Below are 13,071 nucleotides of genomic sequence, written 5' to 3' on the forward strand. Positions count from 1 at the left end.
GAATAGATTCTATGACAGAGTCTATTCGTATTTTTTTTGTATAACCTCATGCGTCACATTCCTATTGAAAGTTGAATGTTTTTCATGTAATATTAGTACTAGGTACTAATAACATGTATAAATTATAGGGGGATTATAAAATGACGATCTCATTAAAAGGGAAAACTTACGTTGTAATGGGCGTAGCGAATAAACGTAGTATTGCCTGGGGAATAGCAAGGTCACTACATACAGCAGGTGCAAACCTCATTTTTACATATGCTGGTGAAAGATTAGAGAAAAGTGTCCGAGATTTAGTAAGTACCCTTGATGGTGCGGAGAACTCACTTGTATTACCTTGTGATGTGACGAATGATGAAGATGTAGAGAGTTGTTTTAGACAAATAAAAGAAGCAGTTGGAGAAATTAATGGTATTGCACACTGTATCGCATTTGCCAATAAAGAAGAGCTTCAAGGAGAGTATATGAATACATCTAGGGATGGCTTCTTGTTAGCGCATAATATTAGTTCGTATTCTTTAACAGCTGTTGCTAAAGCAGCAAGACCATTAATGGCTGAAGGCGGTAGCATTGTTACCATGACTTACCTTGGTGGTGAAAGAGCAATTAAAAACTATAATGTCATGGGTGTAGCAAAAGCTTCACTTGATGCAAGTGTTAAATATTTAGCAGTTGACTTAGGAAAAGAGAATATTCGCGTAAATTCTATCTCTGCTGGTCCTATTCGTACTTTGTCAGCTAAAGGTATTGGTGAATTCAATTCAATCTTAAAAGAAATCGAAGAGAATGCGCCATTACAAAGAACAACAACGCCTGAAGAAGTAGGAGATACAGCTGTGTTCTTGTTTAGCGACATGTCAAGAGGTATTACGGGAGAAAATATTCACGTCGATTCTGGTTATCACATTCGCTAATTCAGTACAATTGTTAATAAATGAATGGCTAGCATTCATTTAAAATTGCACAATTTATTTCATGCGCACACAACTCGTTAACTATAAGACAAGTTGTGTGCGCATTTTCTATTTCCATAGCACGGTGTGTTGGAGTGGAAACGAGACGCGAAATGTCCAGCTAATAATATACATGAAAAAAAGAATCATGGTAATGTGTGTGTATCTTCGGTTTGCACATATTTTGCAAACGCTCTTAGCTCGGCTTACATCTTTGATTTTGTATTTCAGTACCATGCCAATCCTATTTGCGGGGCACTCAAGTGAGATTTCGCATTTGAGTGCCGTGCAAATCGCATTAGCGGGGCACTCAAGAGAGGTTTTGCATGTGAGTGCTGTGCAGATCCCATTAGCGGGGCACTCGAGTGAGGTTTCGCATGTGAGTGCCGTGGAAATCCCATTAGCGAGGCACTCAAGAGAGGTTTCATATTTGAGCGCCGTGCAAATCCCATTAGTGAGGCACTCAAGAGAGAATGCGCATGTGAGTGCCGTGGAAATCTTATTAGCGAGGCACTCGAGTGAGATTTCGCATGTGAGTGCCGTGCAAATCTTATTAGCGAGGCACTCGAGTGAAATTTCGTATTTGAGTGCTGCGCAAATCCCATTAGCGAGGCACTCGAGTGAGATTTCGCATGTGAGTGCCGTGGAAATCCCAATAGCGATGCACTCAAGAGAGTTTTCGCATGTGAGTGCCGTGGAAATCCCATTAGCGGGGCACTCAAGAGAGGTTTCGTATTTGAGTGCTGTGCAAATTGCATTAGCGAGGCACTCAAGAGAGATTTCGCATGTGAGTGCCGTGCCAACCCCATTAGCGAGTCACTCGTGTGAGGTTACGCATGTGAGTGCTGTACCAATCCCATTAGTTGGGCACTCAAGTGAGATTTCGCATGTGAGTGCTGTGCCAATCCCAATAGCGAGGCACTCAAGAGAGGTTTCGCATCTGAGTGCTGTGCCAATCCCATTAGCGAGGCACTCAAGAGAGGTTTCGCATCTGAGTGCTGTGCAAATCCTATTAGCGAGGCACTCGAGTGAGATTTCGTATTTGAAAGCTATGCCAATCTCATCAGCGAGGCACTCAAGAGAGATTTTGCATTTGAGTGTCGTGCAAAACTCAGCTCTCATCATGCCATTTACATTGTGAAAGGCTTCACGCTTAGTTTCTTAATTCTATTATTCTTAATCTAACTTATGACACACTTCTTCACCATTATCTACTGATCTTTTGGAAAACCTGAAAAAACGTTAGTAACATGTACTGATAATTGAAGAGTAGTCTGAAATATTTGATTACTGTTCCATAAGATCTTTTTTCATTATTTTTTTGATCGATAAAGAAACTTTAAATAAGGTGATATAAGACAATCAGGGATATGAATATAAATTTATTGTAATAGGACTCTATATGAAAACATTTCGTAGATTGAAGTCTTCTGGCGAATTATTTCCTTTCCGTTAGTTAAAATGAACGCCCATTTTTATTTCACATATAATATGTTGGCGCTTCGAATTTATTGAAGAGGGACAGGTGAAAGACATGGATACGCAAAATAAAAAAAAGAAGCCTTTATTATATGTACAACAATCTAATCTTCCTTCTCCTTCGACATCAATGCAGTCAACTTATTCCAGTAAAAATGAAGTTGAGGAAGAAGAAAAAGAGGTTATCACAAATTCTTCAATAGATGAACAAGGTGAGGTGGAGAAAAAAGAAGAACATGTACAGCAAGTTTTAGAAGAATACGAGGAAAGTCAGTCAGAAAGTGAGCAAGGGTTTAACCGTGTGAAAAGTTTTAAGGATATGAATGTCCAGGAAAGGATTGATTATCTCCTTCATTTTCCTAAGCAATTACCTCCTGTACCTTGCTTATTTATAAGTGATGATAAGCATATTAGGGGATTTATTGAGTTAAAACAAGGCAATGAGTTAATGATTAAAACATTAAGCGGCAGTATGCAAACCATTCATATTCATAGTATAAAATCGATAAAAATGGTCGGTTTTAGGTGAGTAGACTGTATATAAAAAGCCAGTCGAGTAAACGACTGGCTTATATACAATTAGTCTTCGAAATATTCAACACAATTATCTACTGGTAAATAAATATCTTGAATACATTGAACTGCACAGAAGCAATCCAAATCTACAGTGATACAGTTTTCACTAGAACGGAAACCATCTACTTTACAAATTTTAGATAAATCAATGCAGCAACCTTCTGTAATATCAGCTGTTTCATAGCAACCAGGACTTGTTTCAGTAACTGGTTCTAAAACTCTTAGCGTAGCACATGAATTATCGAATATCTCTTCTACTCTAAAGAAAATTGACGTACAAGAGCAATCATCAACATTTGTTAAAAATGCGTGGAATGGTGAACCATCAGCTGTACTTAACGTAAATACGCGCGTGTTAGGGCGTCTCACTCTCTTCTTTTTACCTCTCTTTGGAGAGATCGCACCGATTGGTTCTAAAAAACAATTAGAGCCACAATTACAATCTTCATCTTCACGAATTTGATCTTGGATATCTCTTATCGCACGTACGACTTCAGCTACACAGCTGCCGTATTTATTATCCTTTTTGTTACAACCCATATTCTTTTCCTCCTTATTCATTCTTTGATCTACATTAATAACATATTGAAGAAACAGGCTATGGGTTACGGACAAACGCCTTATTTTTTGAAAAAATAGGCATATTTTTTAAAGGAAGGGTGGAGATATGAATGGATCTTACCTTTTTTGAATTTCTTTTACTCTCATTTGCTTCTTTCCGTCTAACAAGACTAATTGTTTATGATCAAATCACTGAATTTATAAGAAGACCATTTATGTTAGAAGTTGATGAAGAGGATGAACATGGGAAAATAGAAACATATATCATTCCAAAAAATAAAGGTATAACTGGATTTTTTGGTAAGCTTCTTAGTTGTTATTGGTGCACTGGGATATGGAGTGCGGTGATTATATACTTAATGTATGCATATTTCCCTACAATAGGTGTGTTGTTAGTGGTGATTTTGTCAATTAGTGCATTGGCGGCAATTATTGAAGGGATCATTCAAAAAATGATTATTCAATAAAAATTGGGCTATTGGATTATACGAGCTCTTCCTCACTTGAATATGTTAAAGGTAAAAGGCATATATGATGAAGGAGGGCATTTGAAGTTGAACAAAAAAATATATACAAATAAAGAAGCTTTTAAAAAGAGAATTGCAGAATCAGGGGGAAGTAAAAAATCCTCCGGTTGTGGTTGTGGAAAGAAAAAGAAGAAAAGCAATTAATATAAAAAGACGAGCCATTAATAAAAGGTTCGTCTTTTGTTTTTTTTGGATAAGAAATTAACTTTTAGAGAAAATAAAAAAATAATGAAAAAGGTAAGGAAGGGACAAGAATGCCAAAATACTTGCTACTATTTATAAGTTTATTTTTAATTGCTGGATGTAGTAAACATGATTCTAATGAAGCACCGTTATCACTTGTTAAAGCAACAAACCCTACTCCGTCATTAATACATAGTGAATCACGGTCAACTGATGAAGATATGCTGCAAAGTATAGAAAAAGATATCGAAAAACAGAAAGAATTATATGATGCAGCAATTGTAAAGAATGATGATACCGTTTTAGTTGCTTACAAAGTAAGACATTTACAAAGATTTCACATGAAAAAAATTGAGAAAAATGTTACAGGGAAATTAGAAGACAAATATCCTGATGTTAAATTTATTGTTTCAAGTGATTTTAAGATTTTTCTTGAAGTAGTCGAATTACATGAACAAATGAAGAATCCCAATTTTAGTGCAAAAGAAGCCGAAAAAAAGTTCGAGAAAATAGTTAAGTTGAAAAAAGAATTAACATAGGAAGGTGAATAAGGATGTGTGCTAAACCAAAAAAAACGCCTGACCAAGAGCAATATGATCAATTAGAAAAAAAATATGAAACGAAGCGCCCAGTCTTGAAAAATTGTCTTCGGGCATTTTGGGTTGGAGGATTATTCTGCATAGTAGGACAAGCGATTTCATATTTTTATATCTATTTCTTTAATTTCACAGAGCAAACAGCAAGTAATCCTACTGTAGCTACTATGATATTTATTGCGATGCTTTTAACTGGATTTGGTGTTTATGACAGACTTGGACAATTCGCAGGAGCAGGTAGTGCAGTGCCAGTAACTGGTTTTGGAAATGCGGTTATTTCAGCGGCAATTGAACATCGCACGGAAGGGTTTGTCCTCGGTGTCGGTTCTAATATGTTTAAGCTAGCAGGTTCGGTTCTATTATTTGGAGTATTCTCAGCTTTTGTGGTTGCATTAATCAAAACTATTCTAATATATATGGGGGTAATTTAATGCTAAAGGGGAAGCAATCATGGGTTTTTAGTCAACGCCCAGCTATTATTGCAACCGGTGTGACTGGAGGGCCGTTTGAGGCAAATGGTCATTTAGCTGATGACTTTGATCTTCTCCATGAAGATTTATGGATGGGAGAAGATTCATATGAAAAAGCACATCGTGTGCTAATGGAAGGTGCTAGTCGAACGGCATTAAGAAAAGCAGAAATGGAAAAAAAAGATGTGCAATTCTTCCTAGGTGGTGACTTAATTAATCAGATCACCCCGACAAGTCTCAGCGCAAGATCATTAGAAATACCTTACTTCGGTTTGTTTGGTGCATGTTCCACATCAATGGAAGGATTAGCGCTTGGTTCATTTATGATTAATTATGGTGGGGCAAATGCAGTTATAACAGGAGCAGCAAGTCATAATGCTGCTGTTGAAAAACAATTTCGCTACCCTACAGAGTATGGAGGGCAAAAGCCACCAACTGCACAATGGACAGTAACAGGTGCTGGTGCAGCACTTCTCGTTCAAAATAATGGAGGAAATGATCCGGTTACGACAGCTGCAACAATCGGTAAGGTTGTTGACATGGGGGTGACTGATCCATTTAATATGGGTGGGGCAATGGCTCCTGCAGCAGCAGATACCATTTATAATCATTTTCAAGACATGCAAATAGAACCCTCTTATTATGACTTAATTGTTACTGGAGACTTAGGAAAAATTGGTCGTGTAACTGCATTGGAATTATTAAAGAATAAGGGGCTTATTATTCCAGAAGAACAGTTCCAAGATTGTGGCATACTCATTTATAAAGAAGATCAGCCCGTGCAATCAGGTGGAAGCGGTGCAGGTTGTTCTGCATCCGTTTTATATGGTCACCTCTTAAATAGAATGAAAAGAGGAGAGCTAAAAAAGATCTTAATGGTCGCTACAGGAGCCTTATTATCGCCACTTACAGTACAACAAAATGAATCAATTCCATGTATTGCACATGCAGTGGCGATTGAAATGCCATAAAGTTAGGAGGATGAATATATGCTACCAATGTTTTTTTGGGCTTTTGTTGTTGGAGGCTTATTTTGTGTGATTGGTCAAATTTGTTTTGATGTATTTAAACTGACACCAGGTCATACTTTAAGTGCGCTTGTCGTGTTAGGAGCGATATTGGATGGGGTAGGACTTTACGAGCCATTATTGGATTTTGCTGGTGCTGGTGCATCTGTACCCATAACGAGTTTCGGTAACTCACTTGTGCACGGAGCTTTACAAGAAGCAGAGCAACATGGATTAATTGGCGTACTAACAGGGATGTTTGAAGTTACGAGCTCAGGTATTTCATCCGCCATCCTGTTTGCTTTTATTGGCGCCCTTATTTTCAAACCAAAAGGATAAGCCTGATTTCAATGAATTAAGGGCCAAGCGGGTACATGCCCAAACATTCTCACATAACCATACATAATGTATAAGGACAAATACATTAGTGAGGTGAATTTATATGGGCTTTGGAGGCTATGGCGGCAATTGTGGTTGTGGCGGTTATGGCGGCGGCTACGGTTACGGCGGTGGCGGTGGCGGTGGCTATGCTGGAGGTACTTTCGTTTTAATCGTTGTCCTCTTCATTTTATTAGTCATTGTCGGTGCTAGTTTCTGCTAATTGTCTTTTATTCTTTGGAGAGATGTGTAATAATAGCATCTCTTCTTTTTTATAGTTATAAATTTTCTGAAAGAAATTTTTATCACGTTTTTAATTGGGCGACATAAGATAAATGGAGTTCAAGAAGGAGCGTGAGGTAGCGGATGGATAATCATTTTTTTAAGAATATCGAGAAAAAAACAGGCGTGAATATGAAGGATGTATTTGAATTAGCGGGCTCGTTACAAAATGCGAATTTTAAAGATGAAGACACGGTTCGTGGCGTCATTCGCAGGGTGTCGCAAATCGCCAACAAACCAGTATCTCAAGAAATGGAAGACAAAATTGTCGATTCTATTGTAAAAGAAGGTAAGTCTTTAGACTTTAATACAATAAACAAAATGATTAATAAAAAATAATGAGAGTCTAACAAGAATTTTTTATCGAACGATTGATTGCCTGCGTGAGATGATACACACGCAGGTTTTTTATTTACTATATATTTTATTTTTGATATGGGGAAGAAAGCGTGATGGATAGGCTTTTTTTCCTTTTCTATGTTGCAAAAGTGATAAATGTAACTGTTCCTTGGCTCTAGTCATTGCTACATATAATAGTCTTCGTTCTTCTTCTAAACTCTGCTCTGTTCCTGTACGATATTCTTCAAGGGCATAATCGTGGGGAAGGCTGCCATCGACTACACTTAAAATATAGACAAAGGGATACTCTAACCCTTTGGCTTTATGAATAGTACTAAAGGTTACAGCGTTCTCAATCGTTTTACTTATTTGCTTCATTTCTTTGATTTTTGCACGCATATGATCCGCATACTCAATGAACTCAAGTAAAGTAGTAAACTTCTTAGCAATTAATTTTAGTTCTTTTAAATCCTCTGAACCTTTATCCATTTTGTTTCCTTCATTACCACGCTTCTTAATGAAATCTTGTATTTGTAGCTCTTTTTCGATTTTTTCAAGTGCTAATAAAGGTGATAGTTGTTTAATTGCTTTAATCGTAGTTACCGTTTTCTTTGCTTTGCTTTGTTGAAACGCATATTTGCTCTGTACCATAGATAAACATTCAAGTAAGCTGCAATCATGTAAGATACTATTCGCTTTCATATCTTGCAAGTGTGATTGTGTTAAAAAAAGAGCCGGTAAGATATCCTTAAGAGCCTGCGCATCTTCCTCATTAATCGCAAGTCTTAAAAAACTAAGCAGTGTCCGGATAATAAAGCGATCATAAAATGATTCGGCATCTTGTTCTATTTTAAATGGAATATTAGACCTGGTAAATCGTTCAAATAGTGCACGACTTGTTGAATGCGTTCGATAAAGGATGGCAAAATCATTAGGTTGGTGCCCTTGTCTTATTCTCTCTTGAATATCTGTCAAAATCATTAAAGCTTCTTCTTCTTCATCGTAAGGGTAGAAGAGTGTAGGGTATGCTTCGTTTTTAAATTGTGCGACCATGTTTTTTGCTTTTCTTCTTTTGTTTTTTTTGATAACTTGACTCGCAAATGCAGTGATTTCGTGACTAGAGCGATAATTTTGTTGTAATGTAATTTGAAAACTGTCATCAAACATCTGTTCAAACTCGGTTAAATACGATGGATCACTACCTCTAAAAGCATATATAGATTGATCATCATCACCTACTGCACAAATATGCTCACTTTCAGGTACTAGCATTCTAAGTAATTCAAATTGAACTTTATTTACATCTTGGAATTCATCAATTAAGATATATTTAAATCGCTTTTGATACTGTGCTAAAATTTGCGGATTTTTTTTAAATAGCTCATAACAGCTACTGAGCATATCATCAAAATCAAAGGTATTCAATCGCTGTTTCTCTTCTTCATAGGCTTGATACATTTGTAGTACCTTTTCCTCCCATGAATCATTCGCCCTTACATCCGTAGGGGATTGCAGCGAGTTTTTCCAAAAGCTAATTAACTGTAAGGCCATATCAAAAGGGAAATCCTTTTCATCAATATGTAGGGCCCTTGCTGATTGTTTGATCATTTGTTCCTTCTGCCAGTTCTTTAAAAGGTAACGGTGGTCCCATTTTTGATTATTATGATCATGAAAAGAAAGAATACGATAGAAAATGCTATGGAAAGTTCCGCAAACCATTTGATTAATATGCTTTGCTGTAACGTATGGATAAGTTTTTATCCGTTGTTTCATTTCGTTAGCTGCCTTAGCTGTAAATGTAACGAGTAGAACAGAACGGGGATCAACTTGATATTCATTGAATAAATAAGCCGTTTTCCCTGTTAAAACGCGTGTTTTTCCACTTCCTGCTCCTGCGAGAACAAGTAACGGACCATGACAATACGTAACAGCTCTTTTTTGATCATGATCAAAAGAAATCCCGTGCTCTTCAAGTGAACGAAGATACCCCTCTGTAGGACTAGCTTGAGAAGCTGTATTTTCTGCAAATGGTGGAATATTTTTAATACGTACAGGGGTTTTAAAAGGCTTTTCCACTTCTTCGAGAATTGATCGACCTTGAGGTAAACGAAAGCCATTGACTTCTTTTTCTTTCGTTTTCTCTGTTGCTTTCGGAATGACTTCGTCCACATAAGCGCACTCTTTTTCATTGTTATGATAAAATTTTGGTTCATCCTGAATACCTAAATAAAATAAAACGTTTTCACCACAATGGGTACAATAAAGGTTCCCTCGTTTTCCTTCTTCATGTATAAATGGATAGTCTGATCGTTTCAGTGTATGTAATTGAATTAGTTCTTGCATTAATCGTGCACTTTTCATCATTTAGCCTCATAACTTAAAAAATTTACTGCATAAAATTAATCATAACAAAGATTTTAGCGCTAAAAAAGAATAAATATGTTTGTTATCAATTGAAAAGGGTTAGTAGTAAAGTAAAGGGGGCAGTGTAATGATTTATCCAATCTCAACCGTTCAAACGGCATACCAACAATATGTAGAGCGAATGTTTATGAATCGAAATCGCTCAATGACTTATAGAAATATTGAAAGGGTAGATCCATCCCGTGGTCAAACAGAAACCAATCATTTATATAAGGACAATAGAAAAAACCATTTATCCTCTTCGCTGAAAGATAGAGAAACAAATGGTAAACAGGGAATAAAAGGCAAATACATTGATTATTACGCATAATATTTCAATAGGTCTGGATATGTAACCCGTCTTCTTTTTCCCAGTCAGCATATAGAATTTCCTTCACATTCTCATAACCTTTCTTTTTTAATTTTTCATCTAGAAATTTGACATCCCAACCGAGAATGTTTAGGTTTTCATGAACAATCTCACCATCTAAAATGATATTAATTGGCACCTTAATCTTCGGATATTTTAATTGCAAGTCCTCAATGGTTGGCGTTGTATATTCAGGCTTTTTCAAGGCGGTAATTGTACCATTTGTCTCTAAGAATGCATATTCGCATTGTCTTAAAGAGAAAATATCTTTTGCCCTCAGTAATTCTTGCAGCTGGTTGAGGTCCAAATGATTCTTTTTCAATTGCCCATATTCAATTTTTCCTTTACGAATCACAATGGAAGGACCGCCTTCTAATAATTTTCTTGTTCTTCTGAACTTCTGTGTGATTTTTTCTGTAGTAAGAATCAAAATGGTCCAAAGAAGAACAGAGAAAAGCATTTGACTTATCCCTGTATTCTCATCATAAAGTGCATTTCCTACTAGTTCTCCTAATACGATGGCAGAAATAAAGTCAAAAGGAGTGATTTGGGATATTTGCGACTTTCCAAGAATCTTGGTCATAATGAAAAGGGCAATAAATCCAACAACGAGAACGAAAGTAATATGTATATATTCATGCATGGGAAACACACCTCTTAAACAAATTTACTGTGACCTTGTTATTGTGTGCTCTTCCCCATTTTTTATGATTAAAAAGACGATCGGATTTTTATTAAATTCTAGCTTCTACATTGTTAATGAAGACAAAAAAGAGATGCGGAATGCACCTCTTTTTTTGCATTTAAATTTGTTTCTTCATTGTTCGGTGAGGTATTCCTGCATCAAGAAATTCTTCAGAGATGACCTCGTAACCTATTCGTTCATAAAAGGGAATCGCATGTGTTTGTGCGTGAAGTTTTAAAGCAGGTACACCTTTTTCTATAGCAAAAGATTCGATCGCATGCATTATTTCTTTGCCGGCTCCTGTTTTTCTTGCATTTTCTTTTACACAAATGCGTTCTACTTTACCATAGCCATCTACAATTCTGAAACGCCCAGCACCACTAGGTTCATTATCTTTATAAAGTACAAAGTGTGTAGCTTCGTCTTCATATTGATCGATTTCTTCTTCTAATGGAACTTTTTGTTCGTCTACAAATACTTCTTTTCTTACTTGATAAGCTTCTTGTAGCTCTTGTTCGTTTTCTACTATTTTAACGTTCATGTTGTTCATTAACCCTTTCCGAGGCGGAATGTTTCATGTACACTCCAAGATCCGTTTTCTAATTGATATAATAAGTGGAATCGATCAACCGTTTCTTCGTGTTCTACATCAAGCATTTTCAGTGAACCATAAACATCAGAATGTTCATCATCGGAAAGTTTTTGTCCAATTGTAATATGAGGGACAAAAGCATATTCTGATTTTTCTCCAACTGTTTGTTCATTGATTTTTTCATGTAGTCGTTCGAGTTCATCTGTTGGGTTAATCTTTAAGTAAATAACGTTATTAACAGGTTGAAATGAACTCACCTTTTTAACGTTCATGTGAAAAGGTTGTTGAACTTTTGCAATTGCATTCAAAGCATCAGTTGTTTGTTTTACTTCTTCTTCTGTAGCTTCAAATGATTTTAATGTTACATGTGGAGGAATCAATGCGTAGTGAGGGTCATATCTTTTCCGATAAGAGTTCGCCAAGTCTTGAATTTTTTTTGACGGAAAAATAACGATTCCATATTTCATAGTTCTACCTCCAAAATAAAATATTTTAAAGAACTTGTCTTATTTTACTATTATAACAAATTTTCAAAAATCATCATATACTAACGAATGTATATAGAAGAAAAAGACAGTTTGACTAAGAAGTAGCCAAACTGCTGTTTCATTAAAGCATTTGCTTGAGAGCACGTTTTAAATCTGGTTGCCAATATGTCCATGTATGATCGCCATCAAATTCATCATAAAAATAAGGGAAGCCTTTATCCTTTATTAATTGTGAAAGTTCCCGATTGGGTGTAAGGAAATCTTCTTCCTTACCGTCAGTTGTTTTGACTGTTGTCTCACCCGTACCAATCACATGATATATATTTAACAGATGTGTATCTTTAAAGGATTTGACTTCTTCCATTACTTTTTCATTCGCTAATGGCGATTGTAAAATGACTGTCCCAAAAGTATTAGGGTATTGTAGAGCAGTTAAAAGAGATACAGTCGCCCCTAAGGAGTCGCCGATCAATGCTCGTCCCATTCCCATTTGGTACGTTGGATATTTTTCGTCAAGGTAAGGTACAAGCTCGTGAGCCAAGAATCTGATATAAGCAGCATTTTGTTCACCATCTGGATGATATTTACGACGGCGGTCTTGTACATTTTTATAAGGAATACCAATGATAATTGTATTTTCCATTTCTTTTGCATCAAGCAACTCATCCGCTGTTCTGCCGATTCGTCCTAATTGAAAATAGTCTTTGCCATCTTGAGCAATTAAAATATTATATTTATATAGCGGTGAATAATTGCCCGGTAAGTATACAAGTATTTCTAAATCTTCCCCTAGTACCTCACTTTTAAAAGTAAAGTCCGTGATTGTCCCTTTTGCTGTATTCATAAAGTAGAACTCCTTTGTTAAAATAATAATCCTATATGGGGTTATATTATCACACAGTGTATGAAACTTCATATAGTAAGTCTTCATTTCCTTAATGAAGAAAGATTCACTCAATTAAGTATGTATGTTTATTTTCCACTTCTATTATATGTAAAGAGCTCTATAATTATAAAACTTCATGAAATTAAGCAAATACCAGTGAAATCAATTGACAGAAATACGCGTAAATAGTATATTTATAAATGTCTTAAATATATTATACATAAACGATTCCGTAGCTCAGCTGGGAGAGCGCTACCTTGACAGGGTAGAGGTCGCTGGTTCGAACCCAGTCGGAA

At 36.2% G+C, this 13,071-nt stretch carries 17 protein-coding genes; 11 read left to right on the top strand and 6 right to left on the bottom strand.

Annotated features, from left to right (window positions below):
* The first annotated feature begins 140 nt into the window (after nt 1-140).
* From fabI to MHI57_RS24080, 3 genes are all read left to right on the top strand, one after another.
* Complete coding sequence (gene fabI / locus MHI57_RS24070; protein ID WP_095369781.1) at nt 141-914, top strand: enoyl-ACP reductase FabI; 774 nt, start codon at nt 141-143, stop codon at nt 912-914.
* A 316-nt stretch (nt 915-1,230) separates the two neighbouring features.
* Nucleotides 1,231-2,094: a hypothetical protein gene (locus tag MHI57_RS24075; protein WP_340978493.1), complete on the top strand. Its 864-nt coding sequence runs from the start codon at nt 1,231-1,233 to the stop codon at nt 2,092-2,094.
* 393 nt (nt 2,095-2,487) lie between these two features.
* On the top strand, nt 2,488-2,961 hold the full coding sequence (locus MHI57_RS24080; protein WP_095369779.1) for a CotO family spore coat protein: 474 nt from the start codon (nt 2,488-2,490) through the stop codon (nt 2,959-2,961).
* Between the two features lie 50 nt (nt 2,962-3,011).
* On the opposite strand, the gene MHI57_RS24085 is transcribed toward MHI57_RS24080, so the two are convergent.
* Nucleotides 3,012-3,548 carry a CotY/CotZ family spore coat protein gene (locus MHI57_RS24085; RefSeq protein ID WP_095369778.1) on the bottom strand — a complete coding sequence of 179 codons (537 nt, stop codon included), beginning with the start codon at nt 3,546-3,548 and terminating at the stop codon, nt 3,012-3,014.
* A gap of 131 nt (nt 3,549-3,679) precedes the next feature.
* On the opposite strand from MHI57_RS24085, the gene MHI57_RS24090 reads away from it, so the two are divergent.
* The 7 genes from MHI57_RS24090 to MHI57_RS24120 all read left to right on the top strand — a co-directional run bounded on the left by MHI57_RS24090 (nt 3,680) and on the right by MHI57_RS24120 (nt 7,351).
* The gene (locus MHI57_RS24090; RefSeq protein WP_095369777.1) at nt 3,680-4,036 is read left to right on the top strand and encodes a DUF1360 domain-containing protein; all 357 of its coding nucleotides are present in this window, start codon (nt 3,680-3,682) and stop codon (nt 4,034-4,036) included.
* A gap of 314 nt (nt 4,037-4,350) precedes the next feature.
* Nucleotides 4,351-4,818: a YhcN/YlaJ family sporulation lipoprotein gene (locus MHI57_RS24095; RefSeq protein WP_307317835.1), complete on the top strand. Its 468-nt coding sequence runs from the start codon at nt 4,351-4,353 to the stop codon at nt 4,816-4,818.
* 14 nt (nt 4,819-4,832) lie between these two features.
* Nucleotides 4,833-5,306, top strand: coding sequence for a stage V sporulation protein AC (gene spoVAC / locus MHI57_RS24100; protein ID WP_095369776.1), 474 nt, complete (start codon nt 4,833-4,835; stop codon nt 5,304-5,306).
* Entirely contained in the window at nt 5,306-6,316 is a 1,011-nt protein-coding gene (gene spoVAD, locus MHI57_RS24105) for a stage V sporulation protein AD (protein ID WP_340978499.1), read from the top strand. The genes spoVAC and spoVAD overlap by 1 nt, the downstream gene beginning before the upstream one ends.
* Before the next feature lie 18 nt (nt 6,317-6,334).
* Nucleotides 6,335-6,691 (top strand): stage V sporulation protein AE, encoded by a 357-nt coding sequence (gene spoVAE, locus MHI57_RS24110; protein WP_095369774.1) that lies wholly within the window; start codon nt 6,335-6,337, stop codon nt 6,689-6,691.
* A 103-nt stretch (nt 6,692-6,794) separates the two neighbouring features.
* Nucleotides 6,795-6,953 carry a YjcZ family sporulation protein gene (locus MHI57_RS24115; RefSeq protein ID WP_340978502.1) on the top strand — a complete coding sequence of 53 codons (159 nt, stop codon included), beginning with the start codon at nt 6,795-6,797 and terminating at the stop codon, nt 6,951-6,953.
* Between the two features lie 143 nt (nt 6,954-7,096).
* The gene (locus MHI57_RS24120) at nt 7,097-7,351 is read left to right on the top strand and encodes a stage VI sporulation protein F (RefSeq protein WP_095369772.1); all 255 of its coding nucleotides are present in this window, start codon (nt 7,097-7,099) and stop codon (nt 7,349-7,351) included.
* A 69-nt stretch (nt 7,352-7,420) separates the two neighbouring features.
* Here MHI57_RS24120 and MHI57_RS24125 read toward each other — a convergent pair whose 3' ends face one another.
* Complete coding sequence (locus tag MHI57_RS24125) at nt 7,421-9,712, bottom strand: ATP-dependent helicase (protein WP_328197172.1); 2,292 nt, start codon at nt 9,710-9,712, stop codon at nt 7,421-7,423.
* 130 nt (nt 9,713-9,842) lie between these two features.
* Between MHI57_RS24125 and MHI57_RS24130 the strand changes: the two genes are divergently transcribed.
* Entirely contained in the window at nt 9,843-10,085 is a 243-nt protein-coding gene (locus MHI57_RS24130; RefSeq protein ID WP_307314783.1) for a hypothetical protein, read from the top strand.
* A 4-nt stretch (nt 10,086-10,089) separates the two neighbouring features.
* Here the strand turns inward: MHI57_RS24130 and MHI57_RS24135 are convergent, their stop codons facing one another.
* The 4 genes from MHI57_RS24135 to MHI57_RS24150 all read right to left on the bottom strand — a co-directional run bounded on the left by MHI57_RS24135 (nt 10,090) and on the right by MHI57_RS24150 (nt 12,733).
* Nucleotides 10,090-10,767, bottom strand: coding sequence for a DUF421 domain-containing protein (locus tag MHI57_RS24135; RefSeq protein ID WP_095369769.1), 678 nt, complete (start codon nt 10,765-10,767; stop codon nt 10,090-10,092).
* A 160-nt stretch (nt 10,768-10,927) separates the two neighbouring features.
* Entirely contained in the window at nt 10,928-11,350 is a 423-nt protein-coding gene (locus MHI57_RS24140) for a GNAT family N-acetyltransferase (RefSeq protein ID WP_340978698.1), read from the bottom strand.
* An 8-nt stretch (nt 11,351-11,358) separates the two neighbouring features.
* Nucleotides 11,359-11,868 (bottom strand): YjcG family protein, encoded by a 510-nt coding sequence (locus MHI57_RS24145; RefSeq protein ID WP_095369768.1) that lies wholly within the window; start codon nt 11,866-11,868, stop codon nt 11,359-11,361.
* A 142-nt stretch (nt 11,869-12,010) separates the two neighbouring features.
* Entirely contained in the window at nt 12,011-12,733 is a 723-nt protein-coding gene (locus MHI57_RS24150) for an alpha/beta hydrolase (protein ID WP_095369767.1), read from the bottom strand.
* Between the last annotated feature and the right edge of the window lie 338 nt (nt 12,734-13,071).

Origin of the sequence: Cytobacillus sp. FSL K6-0129 (assembly GCF_038007625.1) — a bacterium.
Taxonomy (GTDB): domain Bacteria; phylum Bacillota; class Bacilli; order Bacillales; family Cytobacillaceae; genus Cytobacillus; species Cytobacillus kochii.

Coding starts and splice junctions, on each gene's coding strand:
- MHI57_RS24150 (WP_095369767.1), bottom strand. CDS start 12,733: ATGAATACAGCAAAAGGGACAATCACGGACTTTACTTTTAAAAGTGAG.
- fabI (WP_095369781.1), top strand. CDS start 141: ATGACGATCTCATTAAAAGGGAAAACTTACGTTGTAATGGGCGTAGCG.
- spoVAE (WP_095369774.1), top strand. CDS start 6,335: ATGCTACCAATGTTTTTTTGGGCTTTTGTTGTTGGAGGCTTATTTTGT.
- spoVAC (WP_095369776.1), top strand. CDS start 4,833: ATGTGTGCTAAACCAAAAAAAACGCCTGACCAAGAGCAATATGATCAA.
- MHI57_RS24085 (WP_095369778.1), bottom strand. CDS start 3,548: ATGGGTTGTAACAAAAAGGATAATAAATACGGCAGCTGTGTAGCTGAA.
- MHI57_RS24090 (WP_095369777.1), top strand. CDS start 3,680: ATGGATCTTACCTTTTTTGAATTTCTTTTACTCTCATTTGCTTCTTTC.
- MHI57_RS24135 (WP_095369769.1), bottom strand. CDS start 10,767: ATGCATGAATATATACATATTACTTTCGTTCTCGTTGTTGGATTTATT.
- MHI57_RS24145 (WP_095369768.1), bottom strand. CDS start 11,868: ATGAAATATGGAATCGTTATTTTTCCGTCAAAAAAAATTCAAGACTTG.
- MHI57_RS24095 (WP_307317835.1), top strand. CDS start 4,351: ATGCCAAAATACTTGCTACTATTTATAAGTTTATTTTTAATTGCTGGA.
- MHI57_RS24140 (WP_340978698.1), bottom strand. CDS start 11,350: ATGAACGTTAAAATAGTAGAAAACGAACAAGAGCTACAAGAAGCTTAT.
- MHI57_RS24120 (WP_095369772.1), top strand. CDS start 7,097: ATGGATAATCATTTTTTTAAGAATATCGAGAAAAAAACAGGCGTGAAT.
- MHI57_RS24080 (WP_095369779.1), top strand. CDS start 2,488: ATGGATACGCAAAATAAAAAAAAGAAGCCTTTATTATATGTACAACAA.
- MHI57_RS24130 (WP_307314783.1), top strand. CDS start 9,843: ATGATTTATCCAATCTCAACCGTTCAAACGGCATACCAACAATATGTA.
- MHI57_RS24115 (WP_340978502.1), top strand. CDS start 6,795: ATGGGCTTTGGAGGCTATGGCGGCAATTGTGGTTGTGGCGGTTATGGC.
- MHI57_RS24125 (WP_328197172.1), bottom strand. CDS start 9,712: ATGAAAAGTGCACGATTAATGCAAGAACTAATTCAATTACATACACTG.
- spoVAD (WP_340978499.1), top strand. CDS start 5,306: ATGCTAAAGGGGAAGCAATCATGGGTTTTTAGTCAACGCCCAGCTATT.